Raw genomic sequence first — 20304 nt, forward strand, 5'->3', positions numbered from 1 at the left:
CCGGATCGCACAAGAGCACCAGAAAGGAAGCCAGAACCATGGCAGATCAGAAGCTTTCAGATGACAGTCTCCTCAAGCTGGAGGGCGAGCTCTCCAAGCGATTTGAGTCCGTGAGGGGCCAGCTGAAGACGCTTCAGGCGACGATCGACAGCCTGGAAGGCGCCTGGAAGGGCATCGGCGCCACCGCCTTCAACGCCAAGCAGGCTGACATCAACCTCAAGATGGGCAACATCGCTACCCGGTTGGTCAACTTCCAGGAAGCAATCAAGGCGGCCCGGACCATCTCGGGCAACACCGAAGACGAGATCAAGCAGGCCCTCCAGGGCGTGGACGTCGTCGCCGGTCACTCCGAGGGCACCGAGGCCCGGACCTCGGCCATGAACAAGTTCTGAACCTTGCTGCACCCGTACCACGTACGGACTATCACATCGAACTAAACTGAATTGGAGGACCGAATGCCGACCAACGACGGCACGATGGTTGTCACTTACGCGAGCCTGGACCTGGCCGCAGGGGACATCGACCGGCAGGGCAGGCAGCTTCAGGAGGACCTCGCGTCGATCAAGCGGATGGTCGCCAGCGTGTCCGAGCTCTGGGTGGGCGAGGCCAAGTCGGCGTACGACACAGCGCAGGCCGGCTGGGACCGCGACGCCACGGGGATTCAGACGGCCCTGGCCGAGATCTCCCGCAAGGTGCGCGACGCCGGTACTGCCTACCAGGCCGGCGACAAGCGGGCGAGGGCCAACTTCGAGTAGAACTCGACAGGCGCCAAACAGGTCAGGGTGGGCACGCACGGGAGGTGCCCACCCTGACCTGTTTTGTGAGGCCGTCATGGATGTCCCGGCGTCCGAAGCGAGCCGAAAAGGGCGGTTCCCCCAGGCCGCCCTACCGCTGGGGCGACCTGGGAGGCTGGGCAGCGTGTCGCTGCGCTCCACGGAGATCGAGTCGGTACAGGGAAGGTTCGGAAGTCAGGATGACAGCAGGAATGAGCCAGACCCGTAAGCGCCGTGTGCCTCTCGGATTGAGAGGGCGTCTGCTCGGCACGATGGCCGTGGCCGCTGCCTGGAGTGTGGGATTCGCGGGGACTGCTCCCTCCGCCATTGCGGCGGATGTGCAATCGAAGCAGTGGTACCTCAGCGCGATGCAGGCCGAGGAGATGTGGAAGACAGCCACGGGCGAAGGCATCAAGGTTGCTGTCATCGACACAGGGGTCAATTCATCGACGCCGACCCTTGAGGGTCAGGTCCTGAAAGGGCTTGACGCTACGGGTGTGGAAGGGGATGAGACCGACGACTACAACGGACATGGCACCACCATGGCGGAGTTGATCGCCGGCACGGGTCGGGGTGGGGGCCTAAAAGGTCTTGCTCCAGGGGCGAAGATCATCCCGATGAGAGTCGCTGACGCTGAGTGGCAGACCGAGAAGCCCCCGAATGCGTCTGATACAACGGATGCGATTCGGGCTGCCGCTGACAGTGATGCCAAGATCATTAGCATGTCCTTCGGTAACGACTTTGCATGGGATCGAGAAGAAGAAGCAGTAAAATACGCCCAAAGCAAGGGAAAACTGTTCTTCGCTGCTGTCGGCAATGAGGCCAAGAAAGGCAACCCGGAGAGCTATCCCGCTGCATACCCCGAGGTCGTAGGTGTCTCTTCGGCTGACCGTGAAGGAAAGGTAGCCGAGTACTCCCAGAACGGGAGCACTGTGGATATTGCAGCTCCCGGTAATGACATCCCGTACTGGTGTGACGAGACCTTCCGGAAATACTGCGACGGAGGTGACGGAACGAGTGCAGCAACTGCCATCGCTTCCGCCTCCGCAGCCCTGGTGTGGTCCGCCCACCCGGACTGGACGGCGAACCAGGTCCTCAACGTACTTTTTGACACCGCGGGCCGGGACTGGGACAAGGGCACTCTCAGCAAGTACCTCGGTCACGGCCTGATCCGCCCCTCGATGAACATTCTGAAGGACAAGGGAACCCCCGGCGCCCCGGACATCAGCCCTCTCACCAAGGAGAAGACGTCCGGCTCCACAGCCTCGCCCGCCACATCGGCTCCGTCACAGTCTGAGAAGAACGAGAAGGCTGAAGACGCGGCCACTGCAGGCTCGAGCCCCGAGAAGGACGACGACAGTCAACTGGGCCTGATCCTCGGCGGAGTGGCAGTCGCACTCGTGCTGGGAGGCGGCGCTTTCGCGCTCGCCCGCAAGCGCCGCACCACCTGAGTAGCTGTCAGCAGCGGTTCACCTGCTCGCGATCCAATGCTCGCTTGCCCCGCCCGTGGTGAGGCCACATCCGCACCCGACGTCGCCGTCGGCCGCGGGTTGTTACCTGCGGTGCCAGGCAGCTGAGAGAGCCCACTCCGGGCACCAGACTCGCTCGGCGCGCTCCAGTACGATCTGCGGCCGCCGGCCTGACGCCCAGCCCCTGGTACGACGACGCACCGGCCTGCCGGACATCGGCCAACCGGCTACGGCGGCATCGTCTCTCTGGACCAACCCAACCCACACTGAGTCGGCCACACATCTCCGCCCCATATCACCGGCGATTCAGCAGGGGCCACCACCGGGCGACGCTGACGATCGACAGAGGATGGTCCCGGTTCCCGCTCATGGATGGGGGCGGCGGACCTGCCGGCGGGCAAGGCGGCGGGTTCTCCGGCCTAGCGATCAATACTGAGGGATCAGTCGTCGGCGGCGCGGATCCAAGAGGTGCAGCCACCGAGCCATCCGCGGAGTTCAGGAGCCGGCATCGCGCAGGATCTGGTCGCGGCGGAGGAGGTATTGGGCCCTGGTGCGGGTGTGCGTCATGGCGTTGTACTCAGCACGCGCCCTTGCGGCTCGTCACCGCGAAGTCGTAATTCGGGACTGTCACCGTGCCGGGGTTGCCTGCTATCCCAGGGGGCTCATAGTCCCCGTCCTTCGACCGCGTGCGTACGACGTGTACGCAGAAGGCTGCGTCGGCGCCGGAGGCCATGACCGTGTAGTCGGCGTCGGAGGGTTTGTTCGAGGCTGTGGAGCCGGCGTCCACGCCGCTCTGCGGGGCGCCACCGCCACCGTTCTCGACGACCTCTTCCTCGATCATCGTCGCGAATTCCTCTTCGAATCCGCTGTCGTCACCGAAGATGTCGCCAAAACGCGAAGTGCCGTCCAGCTCTGCCGTGGCCTGGCCGACAGCACTGGTCAGTTCGTCATCGCTCCACTCCGCATCGGCGACCACGGCCATGAACTGGAACACCGAAAAGATGCTGACACCTGCCATCCCGAAGAGGACGACACGAGCGGCGACGAAGGCGGAATCGGGAAGTTCCGGTGCCGAAGGATTGAACGACTGGCGCCACCCACGGACCCGGTCCGCCTTGACGCAGCCCATGGCAACGAGTCCGGCAGCCAGCACTATGAGGATCACGTTCAGTGTATTCAACGCCTGTCTCTTTCCATATGCCTAAAACCGTGGGCCGTGCACCTGTATAGCGGCCATGCCCCTGCCCCTCACGTTACTTGGGGCTGCTCACGATGGATGCATCCAGTTCATCCGAATCACCTTTGGGGCTTGCGTTTGGTCAAACTCTGAAGGGAAGGGTGAATCCAGCGTCTTTGTGGGCGGATTCCGCCGTACTGGTGGCCAGGTCGATCAGTTCTTGGTGGTAACGGTTATTGCTGCTGTCGGGCTCCGTCGTACCACAACAGAACAATGGTGGTAAGCCTTTGCCTCTCGTCGGGGAGGCAGGGGACGGACACTGCCGCCTTGCTTTTCGACACGACTCCCCAAGTGCCGGTGGCGGTGCCGAACTTGTCGAACCGGTCCGCCATGTGCTGGAGGGGCGCCTCCGAGTTCGAAGCCCTGAGTATTCAGGGTGCCTGCCGCCGTCTCGCTGGTGGGAACTGCGACGCGGGCCTCTTCCCACAAGCGAGTGCTCAGCTTGGAGGCTTCGTCACGGACGCCCGACAGGTCGGTCTGGTTGACGGCGAGGTCGCCCTCCTTGCCCCCACTTCCCCCGGGTTCGGCTTTGTTGAGCCGCATCTATGTGCCGCCGTTGCCGGCTGCATCGGCTTTGAGCTGCTCCCATCGGCCCATGACATGAGCGGAACCCCCTCAGGTGGTACCGGAACGCCGGAATCTCCTGCGCCCCGAAGTCGGACGGCCCACACACCGAGGCGGGCGGTGGCAGCGGCATGTCTCCCGCTGTCACCGCCCGCCACGGCACTGGCGATACGCCCTACCGTTCCCCGTCCATGAGCCCGGACTGCACCAGCGGATTCCCGCGGCGCCGGGTGACGAAGACCCCGCGCCCCGGAGGCATCGGGCGCGGTCGTACGTTGCCGAGGACGTCCCCCTCGATGGGGTCGCCCGACAGCATCAGGCCCTGCGCCCCCAGCTCGAGGATGCGCTGCATGAAGGGCTCGTACAGCGCACGGCCCGCCCCCGCCGTACTGCGGGCGATGATGAACCGCACGCCGACGTCGCGGGCGAACGGCAGCATCTCCGTGAGCTTGGCCAGCGGGTTCCCGCTGGACGTCGAGACCAGGTCGTAGTCGTCGACGACCACGTACACCGTCGGCCCGCTCCACCAGCTGCGGTCACGCAGCTCCTGGGCAGTGACGTCGGGCGAGGGCGTACGGCGCTGCATCAGGTCGTACAGCGCGTCCGTGTGCTGCTCCATGTTGTTGGACATGGGCACGTACTCCGCCAGGTGCGTCGCCGGGGTGACGTCCAGGAGCGCTCGCCGGTTGTCGATGACGAAGAACTTGGCGGCGCTCCCTTCGTACCTCTCGGTCAGCTGCTTGATGAGCAGACGCAGCAGATTGGACTTGCCGGACTCGCTCTCGCCGAACACCAGGAAGAACGGGTCCCGCTCGAAGTCGATGAAGACCGGTTCCAGGTTGTTCTCGTCGATACCGAACGCGATGCCCCGCTCCGGGTGCGCGTAGCCCGCGGGCAGCTCGTGGACCGGGAGTTCGCGGGGCAGCAGCCGGACCGCCGGGGCGGGGGCCGCGGTCCAGTGCCGGGCGACCTCCTGGTTCATGGCCGCCGTCGCCTCGGAGAGGTCGCTGTCGGAGTTGATGCCGTCGATCCGGGGGACCGCGGCCATGAAGTGCAGCTTCTCCGGCGTGAGACCGCGGCCGGGTACGCCGGCGGGCACGTTGACCGCGGCCTTGCGGTCCAGTTCGGAGTCCATGACGTCACCGAGCCGCAGTTCGAGCCGGTTCATCAGATGGTCCTTCAGGTTGGCCCGGACCTCCATGGAACGCGACGCCGTGACGATCAGGTGGATGCCGTAGCCGAGGCCGCGTTGCGCGATGTCCACGGCCGCCGCTTCCAGACCCTCGTAGTCCGTCCGGAAGTTGCCCCAGCCGTCGATGAGCAGGAAGACGTCACCCCACGGCTGGTCCGTCGCCGAGATCTCGCCGCGCGCCCGCAGCCTGCGGAAGGTGGCGATGGAGTCGATGCCCGCGCTGCGGAAGTACTCCTCACGGCGCGCCATGATCCCGTACACCTCGGAGACCGTACGACGCACGCGTTCAGGGTCGAGCCGGGAGGCGATTCCTCCGACATGGGGCAGCCCGGAGACCGAGGCCAGGCCGCCGCCACCGAAGTCGAGACCGTAGAACTGGACCTCCTGGGGCGTGTGGGTGAGGGCGAAGCCCGCGATGAGCGTGCGCAGCAGCGTGGACTTGCCCGACTGCGGGCCGCCGGTGATCTGCATGTGGCCCGCCGCGCCGGAGAAGTCCCGGTAGAGCGTGTCACGGCGCTGCTCGTACGGCTTGTCGACCACGCCCAGCGGGACGACGAGGCGCCCCGAGCCCTCGAACCCGGGCTGGGTCAGCCCACGGCCCTCGACCGCGGAGAGTCCCGGCAGGAGCTCGTCCAACGACGGCGGATTGTCCAGCGGCGGCAGCCACACCTGGTGGGCGGAAGCCCCCCGGCCCTCCAGCCGGCGCACGATCACATCGAGCACCGTGTCGGCCAGCGCGTCGTCCTCGGACTTGCGCGCCTCGGGTACGCCGGTTTGCGCCGTCGGCTGTACGTAGCGCACCGGCACCGGAGCAGCGGTGAACACCACGGGCCTGCGGTCCACGGGCAGTGGACCGGAGGATGCGGCGGGCTGGGCGCCCGAGCGGTACACCCCGGAGACGTACGCCGCCTTGAAGCGCACCATCTCGTCCGTGCCGTACTTCAGATAGCCCGAGCCAGGGACATTGGGCAGGAGGTAGGCGTCAGGCACGCCGAGCGCTGCCCGGGACTCGCCCGCGGAGAACGTCCGCAGACCGATCCGGTAGGACAGATAGGTCTCCAGGCCGCGCAGCCGCCCCTCTTCGAGGCGTTGCGAGGCCAGCAGAAGATGGACACCCAGCGAACGTCCGATGCGTCCGATCTGCACGAACATCTCGATGAAGTCGGGCTTGGCGGTCAGCAGTTCGCTGAACTCGTCGATGACCAGGACGAGGGAGGGAATGGGCTGCAGCGGGGCACCCGCGGCCCGCGCCTTCTCGTAGTCGTGGATGTTGGCGTAGTTGCCCGCGTCGCGCAGCATCTCCTGGCGGCGGTTGAGTTCACCGCTGATGGAGTCGCCCATGCGGTCCACCAGCGTCAGGTCGTCCGCGAGGTTGGTGATCACCGCTGCGACGTGGGGCATCTGTGCCATACCGGCGAAGGTGGCACCACCCTTGAAGTCCGCGAGGACGAAGTTCAGCGTCTCCGAGGTATGGGTGACGGCAAGGCCGAGCACGAGCGTACGGAGCAGCTCGGACTTGCCGGAACCGGTGGCGCCGACACACAGGCCGTGCGGCCCCATGCCCTCCTGTGCCGCCTCCTTGAGGTCCAGCATCACCGGGGCACCGTCCTCGCCCACGCCGATCGGGACCCGGAGCCGCTCCGCCTGCGAGCGGGCCCGCCAGGTCCGGCTCACGTCGACCGATGCCGCGTCACCGAGATTCAGCAGATCGGTGAACTCCAGGTTGGCGAGCAGCGGTTCGTCGTCGTCCCCGCCCGAGGCCACGTGGAGCGGGGCCAGTTGCCGTGCCAGTGCCTCCGCGGCCTCGTAACTCAGCAGGTCGGGAAGACCGTCGTACACCAGGCCGTTGCCCGACTCCAGCTGCAGTGAGTGGGGGTCCACCACGATGGAGAGGCCGCCGCGCGCTCCGTTGACCTGGCCCGTGACGATCTCGACGACTGTCACGCCCTGAAGGCCCTCGGCCGATGCGAGCGTGGACGTCGCCGGTACGGACTCGCCGTCGAGCACGACGACGACGTGCGGCTGGTCGAGGAGCGGCTGACCACCCGGTTGGAAACGGGGCCGGCCGTCGAGACGGCCCGCGAGCATCTCCTCCAGCTCCGCGACACTCGTGGCGAGCAGGCGGCGGCTGCCGGCGCCGTCGATGGCGCCCTGTGCCTGCACGTGCGGGAGCCACTTCGCCCATTCCCAGCGCGGAGCGGCGTCGCGGCCGATCGCGACGGCGATGATCAGGTCCTCGGGGGAGTGCAGCGAGGCGAGCGACCCGACCATCGCACGGGCCGTGGCACGCGCGGATTCCGCCTCGCCGCTGATCGTCAGGTGGTAGAAGGCACGGAGCGAGACTGCCATCGGCAGGCCGTCCAGCGTGCTGTGGGTCGTCAGGAACTGCTGCATCGCCCCGGCGGTCAGCGGCTCCAGCTCATCGACCGGCGCGGTATCGGGTGCGATGAGCGGTGTGGCAAGTTCCTGGCTGCCCAGGCCGATGCGTACGTGCGCGAAGTCCGCGTCCCCGATACGGCGCTCCCACACCCGGCTGCCCTCAGCGACGAGCGCCCACAACTGCTCCGGCGACGGGTGGAGATAGAACTGCGCGTCGCGCTGCTCCCGGGCGGTCTTCAGTACGACGCGTCTGGTCTGCGTCAGATACTTCAGATAGTCGCGCCGCATGTCCGCGAGCTGGCCCTGGGTCCCGCGCCGGAAGCGGATGATCATCGAAATGGCCATCGCGATCGTCGACGCGATCATGACCATGCCCATGATCCGCATGATCGGGTTCGGTGTCATGAAGAAGAAGACGACGGAACCACCCATGCCGAGCATCGGCAGCAGCTGCATCATCACCCCCTCCTGCTGCCCGCGAGGCAACTCGGGCGGAGGTTGCAAATGCACCTGCTCGCCCGGTACTTCGGAGGGGAGGGCCCGCGGTGGGCGCTTGACGACAATCTGGCTCACAGCTCACCAATTCCCTTGCCGGACGGAACTGTTCCTATCGGCGCCCCCGTGGCGACGGGTTCCGTCCGCGGGAGGATCCTACTGGCGTACCCGATGACCCGAGGGCGGTAGGGTGTCGCGACGCGTGTACGCATCCGCTAACTACCGCAAAAAAATGGGTCATTCGGGACGTAGGCAGAGCCCATGATCCAGGGGTGCGTTCGTCAGGAGATCCAGGAGAACCATGAGGGGGAGCAGCACGTGACTATGACGGCCCAAACGGCGGCTACCGGATCCGCTCGGCCGGGTCCCGGAGTTCCGGCCGGCAACGGAACCGGCTTCTGCCGGGTCACGGTCGTCGCGCCCGACAGCCGCGTCGACGTGGCGCTGCCCGAGGACATCCCCGTCGCCGACCTCTACCCGGAGATTCTCCGGCTGTCGGGGCAGAGCCCCACCCAGGGCGCCCCGGTCGGCTATCACCTGGTGCGCCGTGACGGCACCGTCCTCGACAGCGGGCGCACGCTGGCCGGCCAGCGCATCCTCGACGGCGAGCTGCTGTCCCTGCGGCCCTTCTCGGAGTCGCTGCCCCCCGCGGTCTTCGACGATGTCTCCGACGCCGTCGCCACTGCGGTCGCCCGCGACCGCACCCTCTGGGGCGACAGCCTGATGCGCTCGGCCGGGCTCTTCGGCGGGTCGGTCCTGCTGGCCCTGCTGGGCTTCGTGCTGTGGACCTCCGACGTCCGGCACGACATGCACGGCCTGCCGGGCATCCTGGCCGCCGTCACCGCCGTGCTCCTTCTCGCGCTGGCCTGCGTGCGCGCGCGTGTCTATGCGGACCGTGGTTCGTCCATCTCGCTGGGGATCGGCGTGCTCACCAACGCCGCGGTCGCCGGTGCCGGGCTCCTGCCGCTCAGCGAGGGCCAGGGCGTCGGCAGGCTCCAGTTCCTGCTCGCCTGCGCCGCCGTGCTGGTGGCGTCGGTGATCCTCATGATCGCCGCCCCCGAGGGCGACGGCACGTTCGTCGCCTTCGTGTTCGCCTCGGCCATCGGCGTGCTGGTGACCTTCGTCGCGATCATGACCGGCATGGAGTCGGCCGAGACCGCGGCCGTGTGTGCACCCCTCTCCGTGGGGCTCCTCGCCTTCCTGCCCGGACTCTCCACCCGCTTCGCCCGCCTCCCGATCGGCTTCGAACCGCCCCGCACCACCGTCGGTGACTACGGGACGTCCGACCCGGCGCCGCAGGGCCCGGTCGATGCCGACCGCATCGCCGCCCAGGCTCGGCGCGGCCACGAACTGCTCGTCGGTCTGGTCGGCGGATGCGCGCTGGTGGCCGCGGGAGCCGCAGCGGTGCTCGGCTTCTCGGACAGCGTCTGGGGCCAGCTGCTGGCACTCGCCACCGGCGTCGCGATGCTGATGCGCGCCCACCTGTTCCGCTACACGGCCCAGGTCGGCTGCGCCCTGGGGGCGGGCCTCGCCTCACTCGTGCTCCTCGGCCTCGGACTGTCGCTCAACCCGCCGACCGCGTTGATCCGCGAGGCGTTCATGGGGGACAGCGCAGGACTCGACATCCGTACGATCTGGCTCACCGCAGCGGTCGCCGGTGTCGCCGCGCTGATCACCGCCATAGGGCTGATCGTGCCGCGCAAGGGGGTCACCCCGTTCTGGGGGCGCTTCCTGGAGGTCGCCGAGGCGTGCGTGCTCCTGACGCTGATGCCGCTGTGCCTCGCCGTTTTCGAGGTGTACCACTCGATCCGCGCACTCACCAGCTGACATCCGTCGAAGGCCCCCGGAACGACTGGTACTCTGACCAGTGGCCGTTTGTGTACGCGTCCCCGGATCATCCTGGGGGCTGCGCTCATCGGACCTTCGCCCCCGAGTCACGGAAGCTCCCCTGAGATCAAGACCAGGGGCACTCGTGGGCGCATCGAACATCAAAGAGGAGTACGCGTGCCGCTCGACGCCGCTACGAAGAAGCAGATCATGTCCGAGTTCGCCCAGAAGGAGGGTGACACCGGATCCCCCGAGGTCCAGGTCGCCATGCTCTCCCGCCGGATCTCGGACCTGACGGAGCACCTCAAGACGCACAAGCACGACCACCACTCCCGTCGTGGTCTGCTGATCCTGGTCGGCCAGCGTCGCCGCCTCCTTCAGTACCTGGCCAAGAAGGACATCCAGCGCTTCCGTGCGCTCGTCGACCGCCTCGGCATCCGCCGCGGTGCGGCCGGCGGCGCCAAGTAAGGACGCTGTGGGAGGGAGCGGTTCCCCCAGGGGGCCGCTCCCTTTGCTGTACGTGCGTGACCGGGGTCATGCTCAGTAACCTGGACGCACCACAACAGAACGAGGAGAGGCGCCCGACGGCCGCCGCCGGTCCTCGGTAGTGGCCCCCGGGGCACATGCCCGGGAGCTTCGATCGAAGACCGGCCCGCACACGGTGCGCTTCTCCGCACCGTCCTCCGCCACACGGGCGGCAGGACGAAAGACGACGAGTATGGAGAAATCACTAGTGGAGAACGAGACCCACTACGCCGAAGCCGTGATCGACAACGGTACTTTCGGCACCCGCACCATCCGCTTCGAGACGGGTCGCCTGGCCAAGCAGGCCGCCGGCTCCGCCGTCGCGTACCTGGACGACGACACCATGGTGCTGTCGGCCACCACCGCTTCCAAGCGGCCCAAGGACCAGCTCGACTTCTTCCCCCTCACGGTGGACGTCGAGGAGCGCCAGTACGCGGCCGGAAAGATCCCCGGATCCTTCTTCCGTCGCGAGGGCCGCCCCTCCGAGGACGCGATCCTCACCTGCCGTCTGATCGACCGGCCGCTGCGCCCCTCCTTCAAGAAGGGCCTGCGCAACGAGATCCAGATCGTCGAGACGATCATGGCGCTCAACCCCGACCACCTGTACGACGTGGTCGCGATCAACGCCGCCTCCGCTTCCACGATCCTGGCGGGCCTGCCCTTCTCCGGCCCCATCGGCGCCACCCGCGTCGCCCTGATCAAGGGCCAGTGGGTCGCCTTCCCGACGCACACCGAGCTCGAGGACGCCGTCTTCGACATGGTCGTCGCCGGTCGCGTCCTGGAGGACGGCGACGTCGCGATCATGATGGTCGAGGCCGAGGCCACCGAGAAGACCATCCAGCTCGTCCAGGACGGCGCGGAGGCCCCGACCGAAGAGGTCGTCGCCGCCGGTCTGGAAGCCGCGAAGCCCTTCATCAAGGCGCTCTGCAAGGCACAGTCGGACCTCGCCGCCAAGGCTGCCAAGCCCACCGGCGAGTTCCCGGTCTTCCTCGACTACCAGGACGACGTCCTTGAGGCGCTCACCAAGGCCGTCCGCACCGAGCTCGCCAAGGCGCTCACCATCGCCGGCAAGCAGGAGCGCGAGGCGGAGCTGGACCGCATCAAGGAGATCGCCGGCGAGAAGCTGCTCCCGGCCTTCGAGGGCCGCGAGAAGGAGATCTCCGGTGCCTACCGCGCGCTGACCAAGAAGCTGGTCCGCGAGCGCGTCATCAAGGACAAGGTCCGCATCGACGGCCGTGGCGTCACGGACATCCGTACGCTCGCCGCCGAGGTCGAGGCCATCCCGCGCGTGCACGGCTCGGCGCTGTTCGAGCGTGGCGAGACCCAGATCCTGGGCGTCACCACCCTCAACATGCTCCGTATGGAGCAGCAGCTGGACACTCTTTCCCCGGTGACCCGCAAGCGCTACATGCACAACTACAACTTCCCGCCGTACTCCGTCGGCGAGACCGGCCGCGTGGGCTCGCCCAAGCGCCGCGAGATCGGCCACGGCGCGCTCGCCGAGCGCGCCATCGTGCCGGTGCTGCCCTCGCGCGAGGACTTCCCGTACGCGATCCGCCAGGTCTCCGAGGCGCTGGGCTCCAACGGCTCGACGTCCATGGGCTCGGTCTGCGCCTCCACCATGTCCCTGCTGAACGCCGGTGTGCCCCTCAAGGCCGCCGTCGCCGGTATCGCCATGGGCCTGATCTCCGAGGAGATCGACGGCAAGACCCACTACGTCGCCCTCACCGACATCCTCGGTGCGGAGGACGCCTTCGGTGACATGGACTTCAAGGTCGCCGGTACGAAGCAGTTCGTGACCGCGCTCCAGCTCGACACCAAGCTCGACGGCATCCCCGCCTCGGTCCTGGCCGCCGCGCTGAAGCAGGCCCGTGACGCGCGTCTGCACATCCTGGACGTCATGAACGAGGCCATCGACGTCCCGGACGAGATGTCCCCGAACGCCCCGCGGATCATCACCGTCAAGATCCCGGTGGACAAGATCGGTGAGGTCATCGGCCCCAAGGGCAAGATGATCAACCAGATCCAGGAGGACACCGGCGCCGACATCACGATCGAGGACGACGGCACCATCTACATCGGTGCCCAGCAGGGCTCGCAGGCCGAGGCCGCCCGCGCCACGATCAACGCGATCGCCAACCCGACCATGCCGGAGGTCGGCGAGCGTTACCTGGGTACGGTCGTCAAGACCACCACCTTCGGTGCGTTCGTCTCCCTGATGCCCGGCAAGGACGGCCTGCTGCACATCTCGCAGATCCGCAAGCTCGCCGGTGGCAAGCGCGTGGAGAACGTCGAGGACGTGCTCGGCGTCGGCGCCAAGGTCCAGGTCGAGATCGCGGAGATCGACTCCCGCGGCAAGCTCTCCCTCATCCCCGTCATCGAGGGCGAAGAGGACGAGAAGAAGGACGACACCGACAAGTGACGTCCCGTAGTTCCGTGACGACGGCCCGCACCTCCTCGGAGGCGCGGGCCGTCGCCCGTACCCAAACGCTTCTCAAGGGCAGCAACGGCATCGGCACGGTCCGCCGCACGGTCCTCCCCGGCGGACTCCGGATCGTCACCGAGACACTGCCCTCCGTCCGCTCCGCCACCTTCGGGATCTGGGCCAACGTCGGATCACGCGACGAGACGCCCACCCTGAACGGCGCGACGCACTACCTCGAACACCTCCTCTTCAAGGGCACCGCCAAGCGCAGCGCCCTCGACATCTCGTCCGCGATCGACGCGGTCGGCGGCGAGATGAACGCCTTCACGGCGAAGGAGTACACCTGCTACTACGCGCGGGTCCTGGACACCGACCTGCCGCTGGCCATCGATGTCGTGTGCGACATGCTGACCGGCTCGCTGATCGCCCCCGAGGACGTCGACGCCGAGCGCGGCGTCATCCTCGAGGAGATCGCCATGACGGAGGACGACCCGGGCGACTGCGTGCACGACCTGTTCGCGCACACCATGCTCGGCGACACCCCCCTGGGCCGCCCGGTCCTCGGCACGGTCGACACGGTCAACGCGCTGGACCGCGGCCAGATCGCCCGCTTCTACAAGAAGCACTACGACCCCACGCACCTCGTCGTCGCCGCAGCGGGCAACGTCGACCACGCCACGGTCGTACGCCAGGTCCGCAAGGCCTTCGAGCGCGCCGGCTCGCTGACCCGCACCGACGCAGTCCCCAAGGCGCCGCGCGAGGGCTCCCGCACGCTGCGCACCGCGGGCAAGGTCGAGCTCCTGAACCGCAAGACCGAACAGGCGCATGTCGTTCTCGGCATGCCCGGCCTGGCCAGGACCGACGAGCGCCGTTGGGCGCTCGGTGTCCTGAACACCGCACTCGGCGGCGGCATGAGCTCACGCCTCTTCCAGGAGGTACGGGAGAAGCGCGGTCTCGCCTACAGCGTGTACTCGTACACCTCGGGCTTCGCCGACTGCGGTCTCTTCGGCGTGTACGCGGGCTGCCGGCCGAGCCAGGTGCACGACGTCCTCAAGATCTGCCGCGACGAGCTCGACCGTGCGGCGACGGACGGCCTCGGCGACGAGGAGATCAGCCGCGCCGTCGGCCAGCTCGCAGGCTCGACCGTCCTCGGCCTGGAGGACACCGGTGCGCTGATGAACCGCATCGGCAAGAGCGAGCTGTGCTGGGGCGAGCAGATGTCGGTCGATGACATGCTGGCGAAGATCGCGGCGGTCACCCCTGACGAGGTCCGCGCGGTGGCGGCCGATGTCCTGGGACACCGGCCCTCGCTGTCGGTCATCGGACCGCTCAAGGACAAACAGGCGGACCGTCTCCACGAAACGGTCTCCTGACCCGGTTTCTCCACCTCTCAGTCAAGGAAGCAGAGCAATGAGCAAGCTGCGCGTGGCCGTTCTCGGTGCCCAGGGACGCATCGGGTCCGAGGCGGTACGAGCCGTCGAGGCCGCCGGCGACATGGAGCTGGTGGCCGCACTCGGCCGCGGCGACAAGCTGGAGACCCTCACGGAAACCGGCGCCCAGGCCGTCGTCGAGCTCACCACTCCCGCGTCGGTGATGGGCAATCTCGACTTCTGTGTCCGGCACGGCATCCACGCGGTCGTCGGCACCACGGGATGGACCGACGAACGGCTCGCGCAGCTGAACACCTGGCTCTCCGGCTCCCCGGAGACCGGTGTGCTCATCGCGCCGAACTTCTCCATCGGCGCGGTCCTCACCATGAAGTTCGCGGCGCAGGCCGCCCGCTACTTCGAATCGGTCGAGGTCATCGAGCTCCACCACCCCAACAAGGCCGATGCCCCCTCCGGCACCGCCGCCCGCACCGCCCAGCTCATCGCCGAGGCCCGGCGGACGGCCGGCTGCGCCCCGCAGCCGGACGCCACCGCCACGGCACTGGACGGCGCCCGCGGCGCGGACGTCGACGGAGTCCCGGTCCACTCGGTCCGGCTCCGCGGCCTCCTCGCCCACCAGGAGGTCCTGCTGGGTGGCGAGGGCGAGACCCTCACCCTCCGCCACGATTCGCTGCACCACAGCAGCTTCATGCCGGGCATCCTGCTCGGCACCCGCCGCGTGGTGACCACTCCCGGCCTCACCTTCGGCCTGGAACACTTCCTCGACCTGAACTGACTGGCCGATCCCCATGCGCGCAAAGCTCACGTACGCCGTCACCGCTGCCGTCCTGGTCTTCTACTTCGTCCTGGCCGGCAGCCGCGGCGTCCTGCTCATCCGGCACGGCACGCTGCTCACGGTCACCTTCGGCGTGGCGGTGCTGATCCTGCCGGTGATCGGGATCTGGTTCCTCTGGAAGAACACCCAGTTCGTCCGCAGGGCCAACGCCCTCGCGGCGGAACTGGACGCGGAGGGCGGCCTCCCCGTCGACGAGCTGCTGCGCACCCCGTCCGGGCGTATCGACCGGGACTCCGCCGACGCCGTGTTCGCACAGCGCCGCGAGGAGACCGAGGACAGCCCGGACGACTGGCGCTGCTGGTTCCGGCTGGCTGTCGCCTACCAGGACGCCAGGGACACCCCACGGGCCCGTACAGCGATGCAGCGCGCCATCGCCCTGCACGCGAACAAGCCGGTACGCGCCTGAGTGGCGCCGTACCGGCTTGTCAGCGGGTCCGCCCCGGCGGTGGTGCCCCGATCAGTCCGTGCGGTACTCGTCGCCCCAGGCCTCGATCGTGTCGGTGGCACGCTCGAACGCCTCGCCACGGGCCAGGAAGTCCGCGTTGTGGTCGGTGACCAGCGGAGGCAGCGGCTCACCGCCCCGGCGCACCACGACGAGGGCCTGCCCCTGGACGGTCCGCGGGAAGCCGAGCCACTTCACCGGCTGCTGGACCGTGCGGACCGCCGCGGCCCGGTTCCACGGCACCGTCGTCGTCCGGAAGAAGCCCACCCGGCGCACCCCGTGCCGGCTGACCCAGGCACCGACCCGCAGCAGCCGCAGCGCGCAGGTGATCAACAGGGCGGCGAGCACGAAACACGCGGTGGCGCCGGAGAGCGATCCGGCCACGGAGATGATCATCGCCGCGAGCAGTACGAAGGATGCGAGCAACAGCACGGTGGCCGCTGCTGCGACCCGCCACGGGCCGGGACGGTAGGGCCGCCGCCAGCTGTCGTGGTCGTCGAACGGCAGCGCGATGTCCTCTGCGCCCGCGTCGAATGCGCGGTCGGCCGTCAGAAAGGGCAGGGGCACGACTGATCCTCACTCACAAGCACGCTCGATTGCTGTGCTCGGTGAGGCTACCGAGCAGCCCACCGGCCTACCACCCCAGGGGGCCCGTACAGCTCAGCGATGCTGGGACGCCTCGGACTTCTGACTGTGCGTGGGCGTCTGGTCGGTGCTGAGGGCGGGTACGCCGAAGAGCAGCGATCCCGCGAGACCCGCGAGCACCGTCAGACCGACGAGGGAACGGCCGGCCAGCTGGGAGACGCTGGCACGCTCCGGGGGCGGCGGAGTGACATTACTGCGGAACCGGTCGGCCTCGGCAACGAACGAGAACGGGACGGATTCACGCCGGCGGAACATGAGGAAACTCTCCTTGAACTCTGTGACGGGTGTTACTGAAGAGTCAGACGTACGGGAGACGCGATCGGTGCCCCGAATCGCCGAACCGGCCGAAGAATTCCTGCGTACGGATGCTCTCCCTGTAGGCCCGTAGAGTGGACGCCGCCCGAGCGACGCCATTGGAAGGACCCCCGCCGGTGACCGACACTCCCGAGCCCACGAAGGCTCACTTCCGTAGCGATGTCACCGTTGACCTGGTGAAATCTGCCGCCAGCGACTCCGATGTGCTGTTCGCAGCCCGTGTGTCCACGGCCGGTGAGCAGTCCCTGGAAGAGGTCACCAAGGACCCCGAGCGCTCCAAGGGACTCATCAACTACCTGATGCGGGACCGGCACGGAAGCCCGTTCGAGCACAACTCGATGACCTTCTTCATCAGCGCTCCGATCTTCGTGTTCCGCGAGTTCATGCGGCACCGCGTGGGCTGGTCGTACAACGAGGAATCGGGCCGCTACAGGGAGCTCGAGCCGGTCTTCTACATCCCGGGGGAATCCCGCAAGCTCATCCAGCAGGGCCGTCCCGGCAAGTACGAATTCGTCGAGGGCACCCCGGAACAGCACGAGCTCACGAGCCGCGCCATGGAGGACTCCTACCGCCAGGCGTACGACGCCTATCAGGAGATGCTCGCAGCCGGAGTCGCCCGCGAGGTCGCGCGTGCGGTGCTCCCGGTCGGACTGTTCTCCACGATGTACGCCACGTGCAACGCCCGCTCGCTGATGCACTTCCTCGGCCTGCGTACGCAGCACGAACTGGCGAAGGTGCCGTCCTTCCCGCAGCGCGAGATCGAAATGGTCGGCGAACAGATGGAACAGCACTGGCAGCAGCTGATGCCGCTCACTCATGCCGCCTTCAACAAAAACGGACGGGTAGCCCCATAAGCGGTGTCCGTATTGCGGCGTTTCATGAAGTTCATCTAGGCTGATGAAACGGACCCGGCACTGCTTGAACCCCCGAGCAGGCAGTGCCGGGCTCCACTTCCCCGTCCCCCCGAGGGACCACGGCGCTCCGAGCAACGAGTAGCGTGTTACCCATGGCTCCGATCTCCACTCCGCAGACCCCCTTCGGGCGGGTCCTCACCGCTATGGTCACGCCCTTCACGGCGGACGGCGCACTCGACCTCGACGGCGCCCAGCGGCTCGCCGCCCATCTGGTGGACGCAGGCAATGACGGCCTGGTCGTCAACGGCACCACCGGCGAGTCCCCGACCACCAGCGACGCGGAGAAAGACCAGCTCGTCAGGGCTGTACTCGAAGCCGTCGGAGACCGGGCCCATGTCGTCGCAGGCATCGGCACCAACGACACCCGCCACAGCATCGAGCTGGCCCGCACCGCTGAGCGCTCCGGCGCCCACGGCCTCCTCGCTGTCACGCCGTACTACAACAAGCCGCCGCAGGAAGGCCTCCTGCGTCACTTCAGCGCCATCGCGGACTCCACCGGCCTGCCGGTGATGCTGTACGACATTCCTGGCCGCAGTGGTGTGCCGATCGACACGGAGACGCTGGTACGGCTGGCCGAGCACCCCCGTATCGTCGCCAACAAGGACGCCAAGGGAGACCTGGGCCGCGCCAGCTGGGCCATTTCCGAGTCCGGCCTTGCCTGGTACTCCGGCGACGACATGCTGAACCTCCCGCTGCTCTCGGTCGGTGCCGTCGGCATCGTCTCCGTCGTCGGCCACGTCGTCACCCCCGACCTGCGCGCGCTCATCGAGGCCTACCTCGGCGGTGACGTACAGAAGGCCACCGAGATACACCAGAAGCTGCTCCCGGTCTTCACCGGAATGTTCCGCACCCAGGGTGTGATCACCAGCAAGGCCGCCCTGACCCTGCAGGGCCTGCCCGCCGGCCCGCTGCGCCTCCCTCTGGTGGAACTCACCGCACAGGAGACGGCCCAGCTCAAGATCGATCTGGCGGCCGGCGGGGTACAGCTGTAACCACGGACTTCACAACTGAATACGCGAGGTCACTCGCAGAGAAACACCACCTGACAACAGCAAGTGCACGAATTGACATGCGCGCCACGTGCCCTCAGCGGTACGTGGCGCGCGTGGTAAGGAGAGTCTTTTGAGTCATCCGCATCCCGAACTCGGTACCCCGCCGAAGCTGCCGAAGGGCGCCCTGCGGGTCACCCCGCTCGGTGGCCTGGGCGAAATCGGCCGCAACATGACGGTCTTCGAATACGGTGGCCGCCTGCTCATCGTCGACTGCGGCGTTCTCTTCCCCGAGGAGGAGCAGCCGGGCGTCGACCTGATCCTGCCGGACTTCACCACCATCAGGGACCGCCTGGACGACATCGAGGGCATCGTCCTCACGCACGGCCACGAGGACCACATCGGTGCCGTCCCGTATCTGCTCCGGCTGAAGGCGGACATCCCGCTCATCGGCTCCAAGCTGACCCTCGCACTCATCGAGGCCAAGCTCCAGGAGCACCGGATCCGTCCCTACACCCTTGAGGTGACCGAGGGACAGCGTGAGCGCATCGGTGTCTTCGACTGCGAGTTCATCGCGGTCAACCACTCCATCCCGGACGCCCTCGCGGTCGCCATCCGCACCCCTGCGGGCATGGCCGTCGTGACCGGCGACTTCAAGATGGACCAGCTGCCGCTGGACGGCCGTCTCACCGACTTGCACGCCTTCGCCCGGCTGAGCGAGGAGGGCATCGACCTTCTTCTCTCCGACTCGACGAACGCCGAGGTCCCCGGCTTCGTGCCGCCGGAGCGGGACATCTCCAACGTCCTGCGCACGGTCTTCGCGAACGCCCAGAAGCGCATCATCGTGGCCAGCTTCGCCAGCCACGTCCACCGCATCCAGCAGATCCTGGACGCCGCCCACGAATACGGCCGCCGCGTCGCCTTCGTCGGACGTTCCATGGTCCGCAACATGGGCATCGCCCGTGATCTTGGCTATCTGAAGGTCCCCGCGGGCCTGGTCGTGGACGTCAAGACGCTGGACGACCTGCCCGACGACGAGGTCGTGCTGGTCTGCACGGGCTCCCAGGGCGAGCCGATGGCCGCCCTGTCCCGGATGGCCAACCGCGATCACCAGATCCGGATCGTCCCGGGCGACACGGTGATCCTCGCGTCGTCCCTGATCCCGGGCAACGAGAACGCGGTCTACCGCGTGATCAACGGCCTGACCCGCTGGGGCGCCAACGTCATCCACAAGGGCAACGCCAAGGTGCACGTCTCCGGCCACGCCTCGGCCGGCGAGCTGCTGTACTTCTACAACATCTGCAAGCCGAAGAACCTCATGCCGGTCCACGGCGAATGGCGCCACCTCAGGGCCAATGCGGAGCTCGGCGCGCTGACGGGCGTACCCAAGGACCACATCGTCATCGCCGAGGACGGCGTCGTCGTCGACCTCATCGACGGCAAGGCCAAGATCGTCGGCAAGGTCCAGGCGGGCTATGTGTACGTCGACGGCCTCTCGGTCGGTGACGTCACGGAGACCTCCCTCAAGGACCGCCGCATCCTCGGTGACGAGGGGATCATCTCGGTCTTCATCGTGGTCGACAGCTCCTCGGGCAAGATCGTGGGAGGCCCCCACATCCAGGCCCGCGGCTCCGGTATCGACGACGGTGCGTTCACCGCCGTGGTGCCCAAGGTCGAGGAAGCCATCAACAAGTCGGCCCAGGACGGAGTGATGGAGCCGCACCAGCTCCAGCAGCTGGTCCGCCGCACGGTGGGTAAGTGGGTCTCCGACACCTACCGCCGGCGCCCGATGATCCTTCCGGTCGTCGTCGAGGTCTGACCCGACGGTCACCAACCAGGAGCGGGGGGGGGGGGGGGTGGGAAGAGGGGGCCCCCCCCCGGACGGGTGAG

General features: G+C 67.6%; 16 protein-coding genes. 12 read left to right on the forward strand and 4 right to left on the reverse strand.

Features of this window, described 5'->3' with window-relative positions:
* The first annotated feature begins 38 nt into the window (after window positions 1-38).
* The 3 genes from ACFWBQ_RS36460 (at window position 39) to ACFWBQ_RS36470 (ending at window position 2224) form a co-directional block, all read left to right on the forward strand.
* A complete protein-coding gene (locus tag ACFWBQ_RS36460; protein WP_385507619.1) occupies window positions 39-392 on the forward strand; it encodes a WXG100 family type VII secretion target in 354 nt (117 codons plus the stop codon).
* A 63-nt stretch (window positions 393-455) separates the two neighbouring features.
* Entirely contained in the window at window positions 456-755 is a 300-nt protein-coding gene (locus ACFWBQ_RS36465; protein WP_385507621.1) for a WXG100 family type VII secretion target, read from the forward strand.
* Window positions 756-973: 218 nt separating this feature from the next.
* Window positions 974-2224 carry a S8 family serine peptidase gene (locus tag ACFWBQ_RS36470; protein ID WP_385507624.1) on the forward strand — a complete coding sequence of 417 codons (1251 nt, stop codon included), beginning with the start codon at window positions 974-976 and terminating at the stop codon, window positions 2222-2224.
* 595 nt (window positions 2225-2819) lie between these two features.
* Here ACFWBQ_RS36470 and ACFWBQ_RS36475 read toward each other — a convergent pair.
* Both ACFWBQ_RS36475 and eccCa read right to left on the reverse strand, forming a co-directional pair.
* On the reverse strand, window positions 2820-3422 hold the full coding sequence (locus ACFWBQ_RS36475; RefSeq protein ID WP_385507627.1) for a hypothetical protein: 603 nt from the start codon (window positions 3420-3422) through the stop codon (window positions 2820-2822).
* 796 nt (window positions 3423-4218) lie between these two features.
* The gene (gene eccCa / locus ACFWBQ_RS36480; protein ID WP_385507630.1) at window positions 4219-8187 is read right to left on the reverse strand and encodes a type VII secretion protein EccCa; all 3969 of its coding nucleotides are present in this window, start codon (window positions 8185-8187) and stop codon (window positions 4219-4221) included.
* Between the two features lie 246 nt (window positions 8188-8433).
* On the opposite strand from eccCa, the gene eccD reads away from it, so the two are divergent.
* The 6 genes from eccD (at window position 8434) to ACFWBQ_RS36510 (ending at window position 15515) form a co-directional block, all read left to right on the forward strand.
* Window positions 8434-9936, forward strand: a complete 1503-nt coding sequence (eccD, locus tag ACFWBQ_RS36485; RefSeq protein WP_385507632.1) for a type VII secretion integral membrane protein EccD — start codon at window positions 8434-8436, stop codon at window positions 9934-9936.
* A gap of 177 nt (window positions 9937-10113) precedes the next feature.
* Complete coding sequence (gene rpsO, locus ACFWBQ_RS36490; RefSeq protein ID WP_003965855.1) at window positions 10114-10404, forward strand: 30S ribosomal protein S15; 291 nt, start codon at window positions 10114-10116, stop codon at window positions 10402-10404.
* A gap of 265 nt (window positions 10405-10669) precedes the next feature.
* Window positions 10670-12883 (forward strand): polyribonucleotide nucleotidyltransferase, encoded by a 2214-nt coding sequence (locus tag ACFWBQ_RS36495; RefSeq protein ID WP_385507657.1) that lies wholly within the window; start codon window positions 10670-10672, stop codon window positions 12881-12883.
* The gene (locus ACFWBQ_RS36500) at window positions 12880-14259 is read left to right on the forward strand and encodes a M16 family metallopeptidase (protein WP_385507636.1); all 1380 of its coding nucleotides are present in this window, start codon (window positions 12880-12882) and stop codon (window positions 14257-14259) included. The genes ACFWBQ_RS36495 and ACFWBQ_RS36500 overlap by 4 nt, the downstream gene beginning before the upstream one ends.
* Window positions 14260-14296: 37 nt before the next feature.
* Window positions 14297-15049 (forward strand): 4-hydroxy-tetrahydrodipicolinate reductase, encoded by a 753-nt coding sequence (dapB, locus tag ACFWBQ_RS36505; protein ID WP_385507639.1) that lies wholly within the window; start codon window positions 14297-14299, stop codon window positions 15047-15049.
* Window positions 15050-15062: 13 nt separating this feature from the next.
* Complete coding sequence (locus ACFWBQ_RS36510) at window positions 15063-15515, forward strand: hypothetical protein (protein ID WP_385507641.1); 453 nt, start codon at window positions 15063-15065, stop codon at window positions 15513-15515.
* A gap of 51 nt (window positions 15516-15566) precedes the next feature.
* On the opposite strand, the gene ACFWBQ_RS36515 is transcribed toward ACFWBQ_RS36510, so the two are convergent.
* Window positions 15567-16118 carry a hypothetical protein gene (locus ACFWBQ_RS36515; protein WP_385507643.1) on the reverse strand — a complete coding sequence of 184 codons (552 nt, stop codon included), beginning with the start codon at window positions 16116-16118 and terminating at the stop codon, window positions 15567-15569.
* 93 nt (window positions 16119-16211) lie between these two features.
* Entirely contained in the window at window positions 16212-16451 is a 240-nt protein-coding gene (locus tag ACFWBQ_RS36520; RefSeq protein ID WP_385507646.1) for a hypothetical protein, read from the reverse strand.
* A gap of 176 nt (window positions 16452-16627) precedes the next feature.
* On the opposite strand from ACFWBQ_RS36520, the gene thyX reads away from it, so the two are divergent.
* From thyX to ACFWBQ_RS36535, 3 genes are all read left to right on the forward strand, one after another.
* Entirely contained in the window at window positions 16628-17365 is a 738-nt protein-coding gene (gene thyX / locus ACFWBQ_RS36525) for an FAD-dependent thymidylate synthase (protein ID WP_385507648.1), read from the forward strand.
* A gap of 152 nt (window positions 17366-17517) precedes the next feature.
* Entirely contained in the window at window positions 17518-18417 is a 900-nt protein-coding gene (gene dapA / locus ACFWBQ_RS36530; protein ID WP_356429508.1) for a 4-hydroxy-tetrahydrodipicolinate synthase, read from the forward strand.
* A 130-nt stretch (window positions 18418-18547) separates the two neighbouring features.
* Entirely contained in the window at window positions 18548-20233 is a 1686-nt protein-coding gene (locus ACFWBQ_RS36535) for a ribonuclease J (RefSeq protein WP_385507654.1), read from the forward strand.
* The last annotated feature ends 71 nt before the right edge of the window (window positions 20234-20304 follow it).

The organism is Streptomyces sp. NPDC060035 (assembly GCF_042736635.1).
In the GTDB taxonomy this organism is placed as follows: Bacteria; Actinomycetota; Actinomycetes; order Streptomycetales; family Streptomycetaceae; genus Streptomyces.

Coding starts and splice junctions, on each gene's coding strand:
- ACFWBQ_RS36520 (WP_385507646.1), bottom strand. CDS start 16,451: ATGTTCCGCCGGCGTGAATCCGTCCCGTTCTCGTTCGTTGCCGAGGCC.
- ACFWBQ_RS36465 (WP_385507621.1), top strand. CDS start 456: ATGCCGACCAACGACGGCACGATGGTTGTCACTTACGCGAGCCTGGAC.
- dapB (WP_385507639.1), top strand. CDS start 14,297: ATGAGCAAGCTGCGCGTGGCCGTTCTCGGTGCCCAGGGACGCATCGGG.
- eccD (WP_385507632.1), top strand. CDS start 8,434: ATGACGGCCCAAACGGCGGCTACCGGATCCGCTCGGCCGGGTCCCGGA.
- ACFWBQ_RS36510 (WP_385507641.1), top strand. CDS start 15,063: ATGCGCGCAAAGCTCACGTACGCCGTCACCGCTGCCGTCCTGGTCTTC.
- dapA (WP_356429508.1), top strand. CDS start 17,518: ATGGCTCCGATCTCCACTCCGCAGACCCCCTTCGGGCGGGTCCTCACC.
- ACFWBQ_RS36460 (WP_385507619.1), top strand. CDS start 39: ATGGCAGATCAGAAGCTTTCAGATGACAGTCTCCTCAAGCTGGAGGGC.
- ACFWBQ_RS36470 (WP_385507624.1), top strand. CDS start 974: ATGACAGCAGGAATGAGCCAGACCCGTAAGCGCCGTGTGCCTCTCGGA.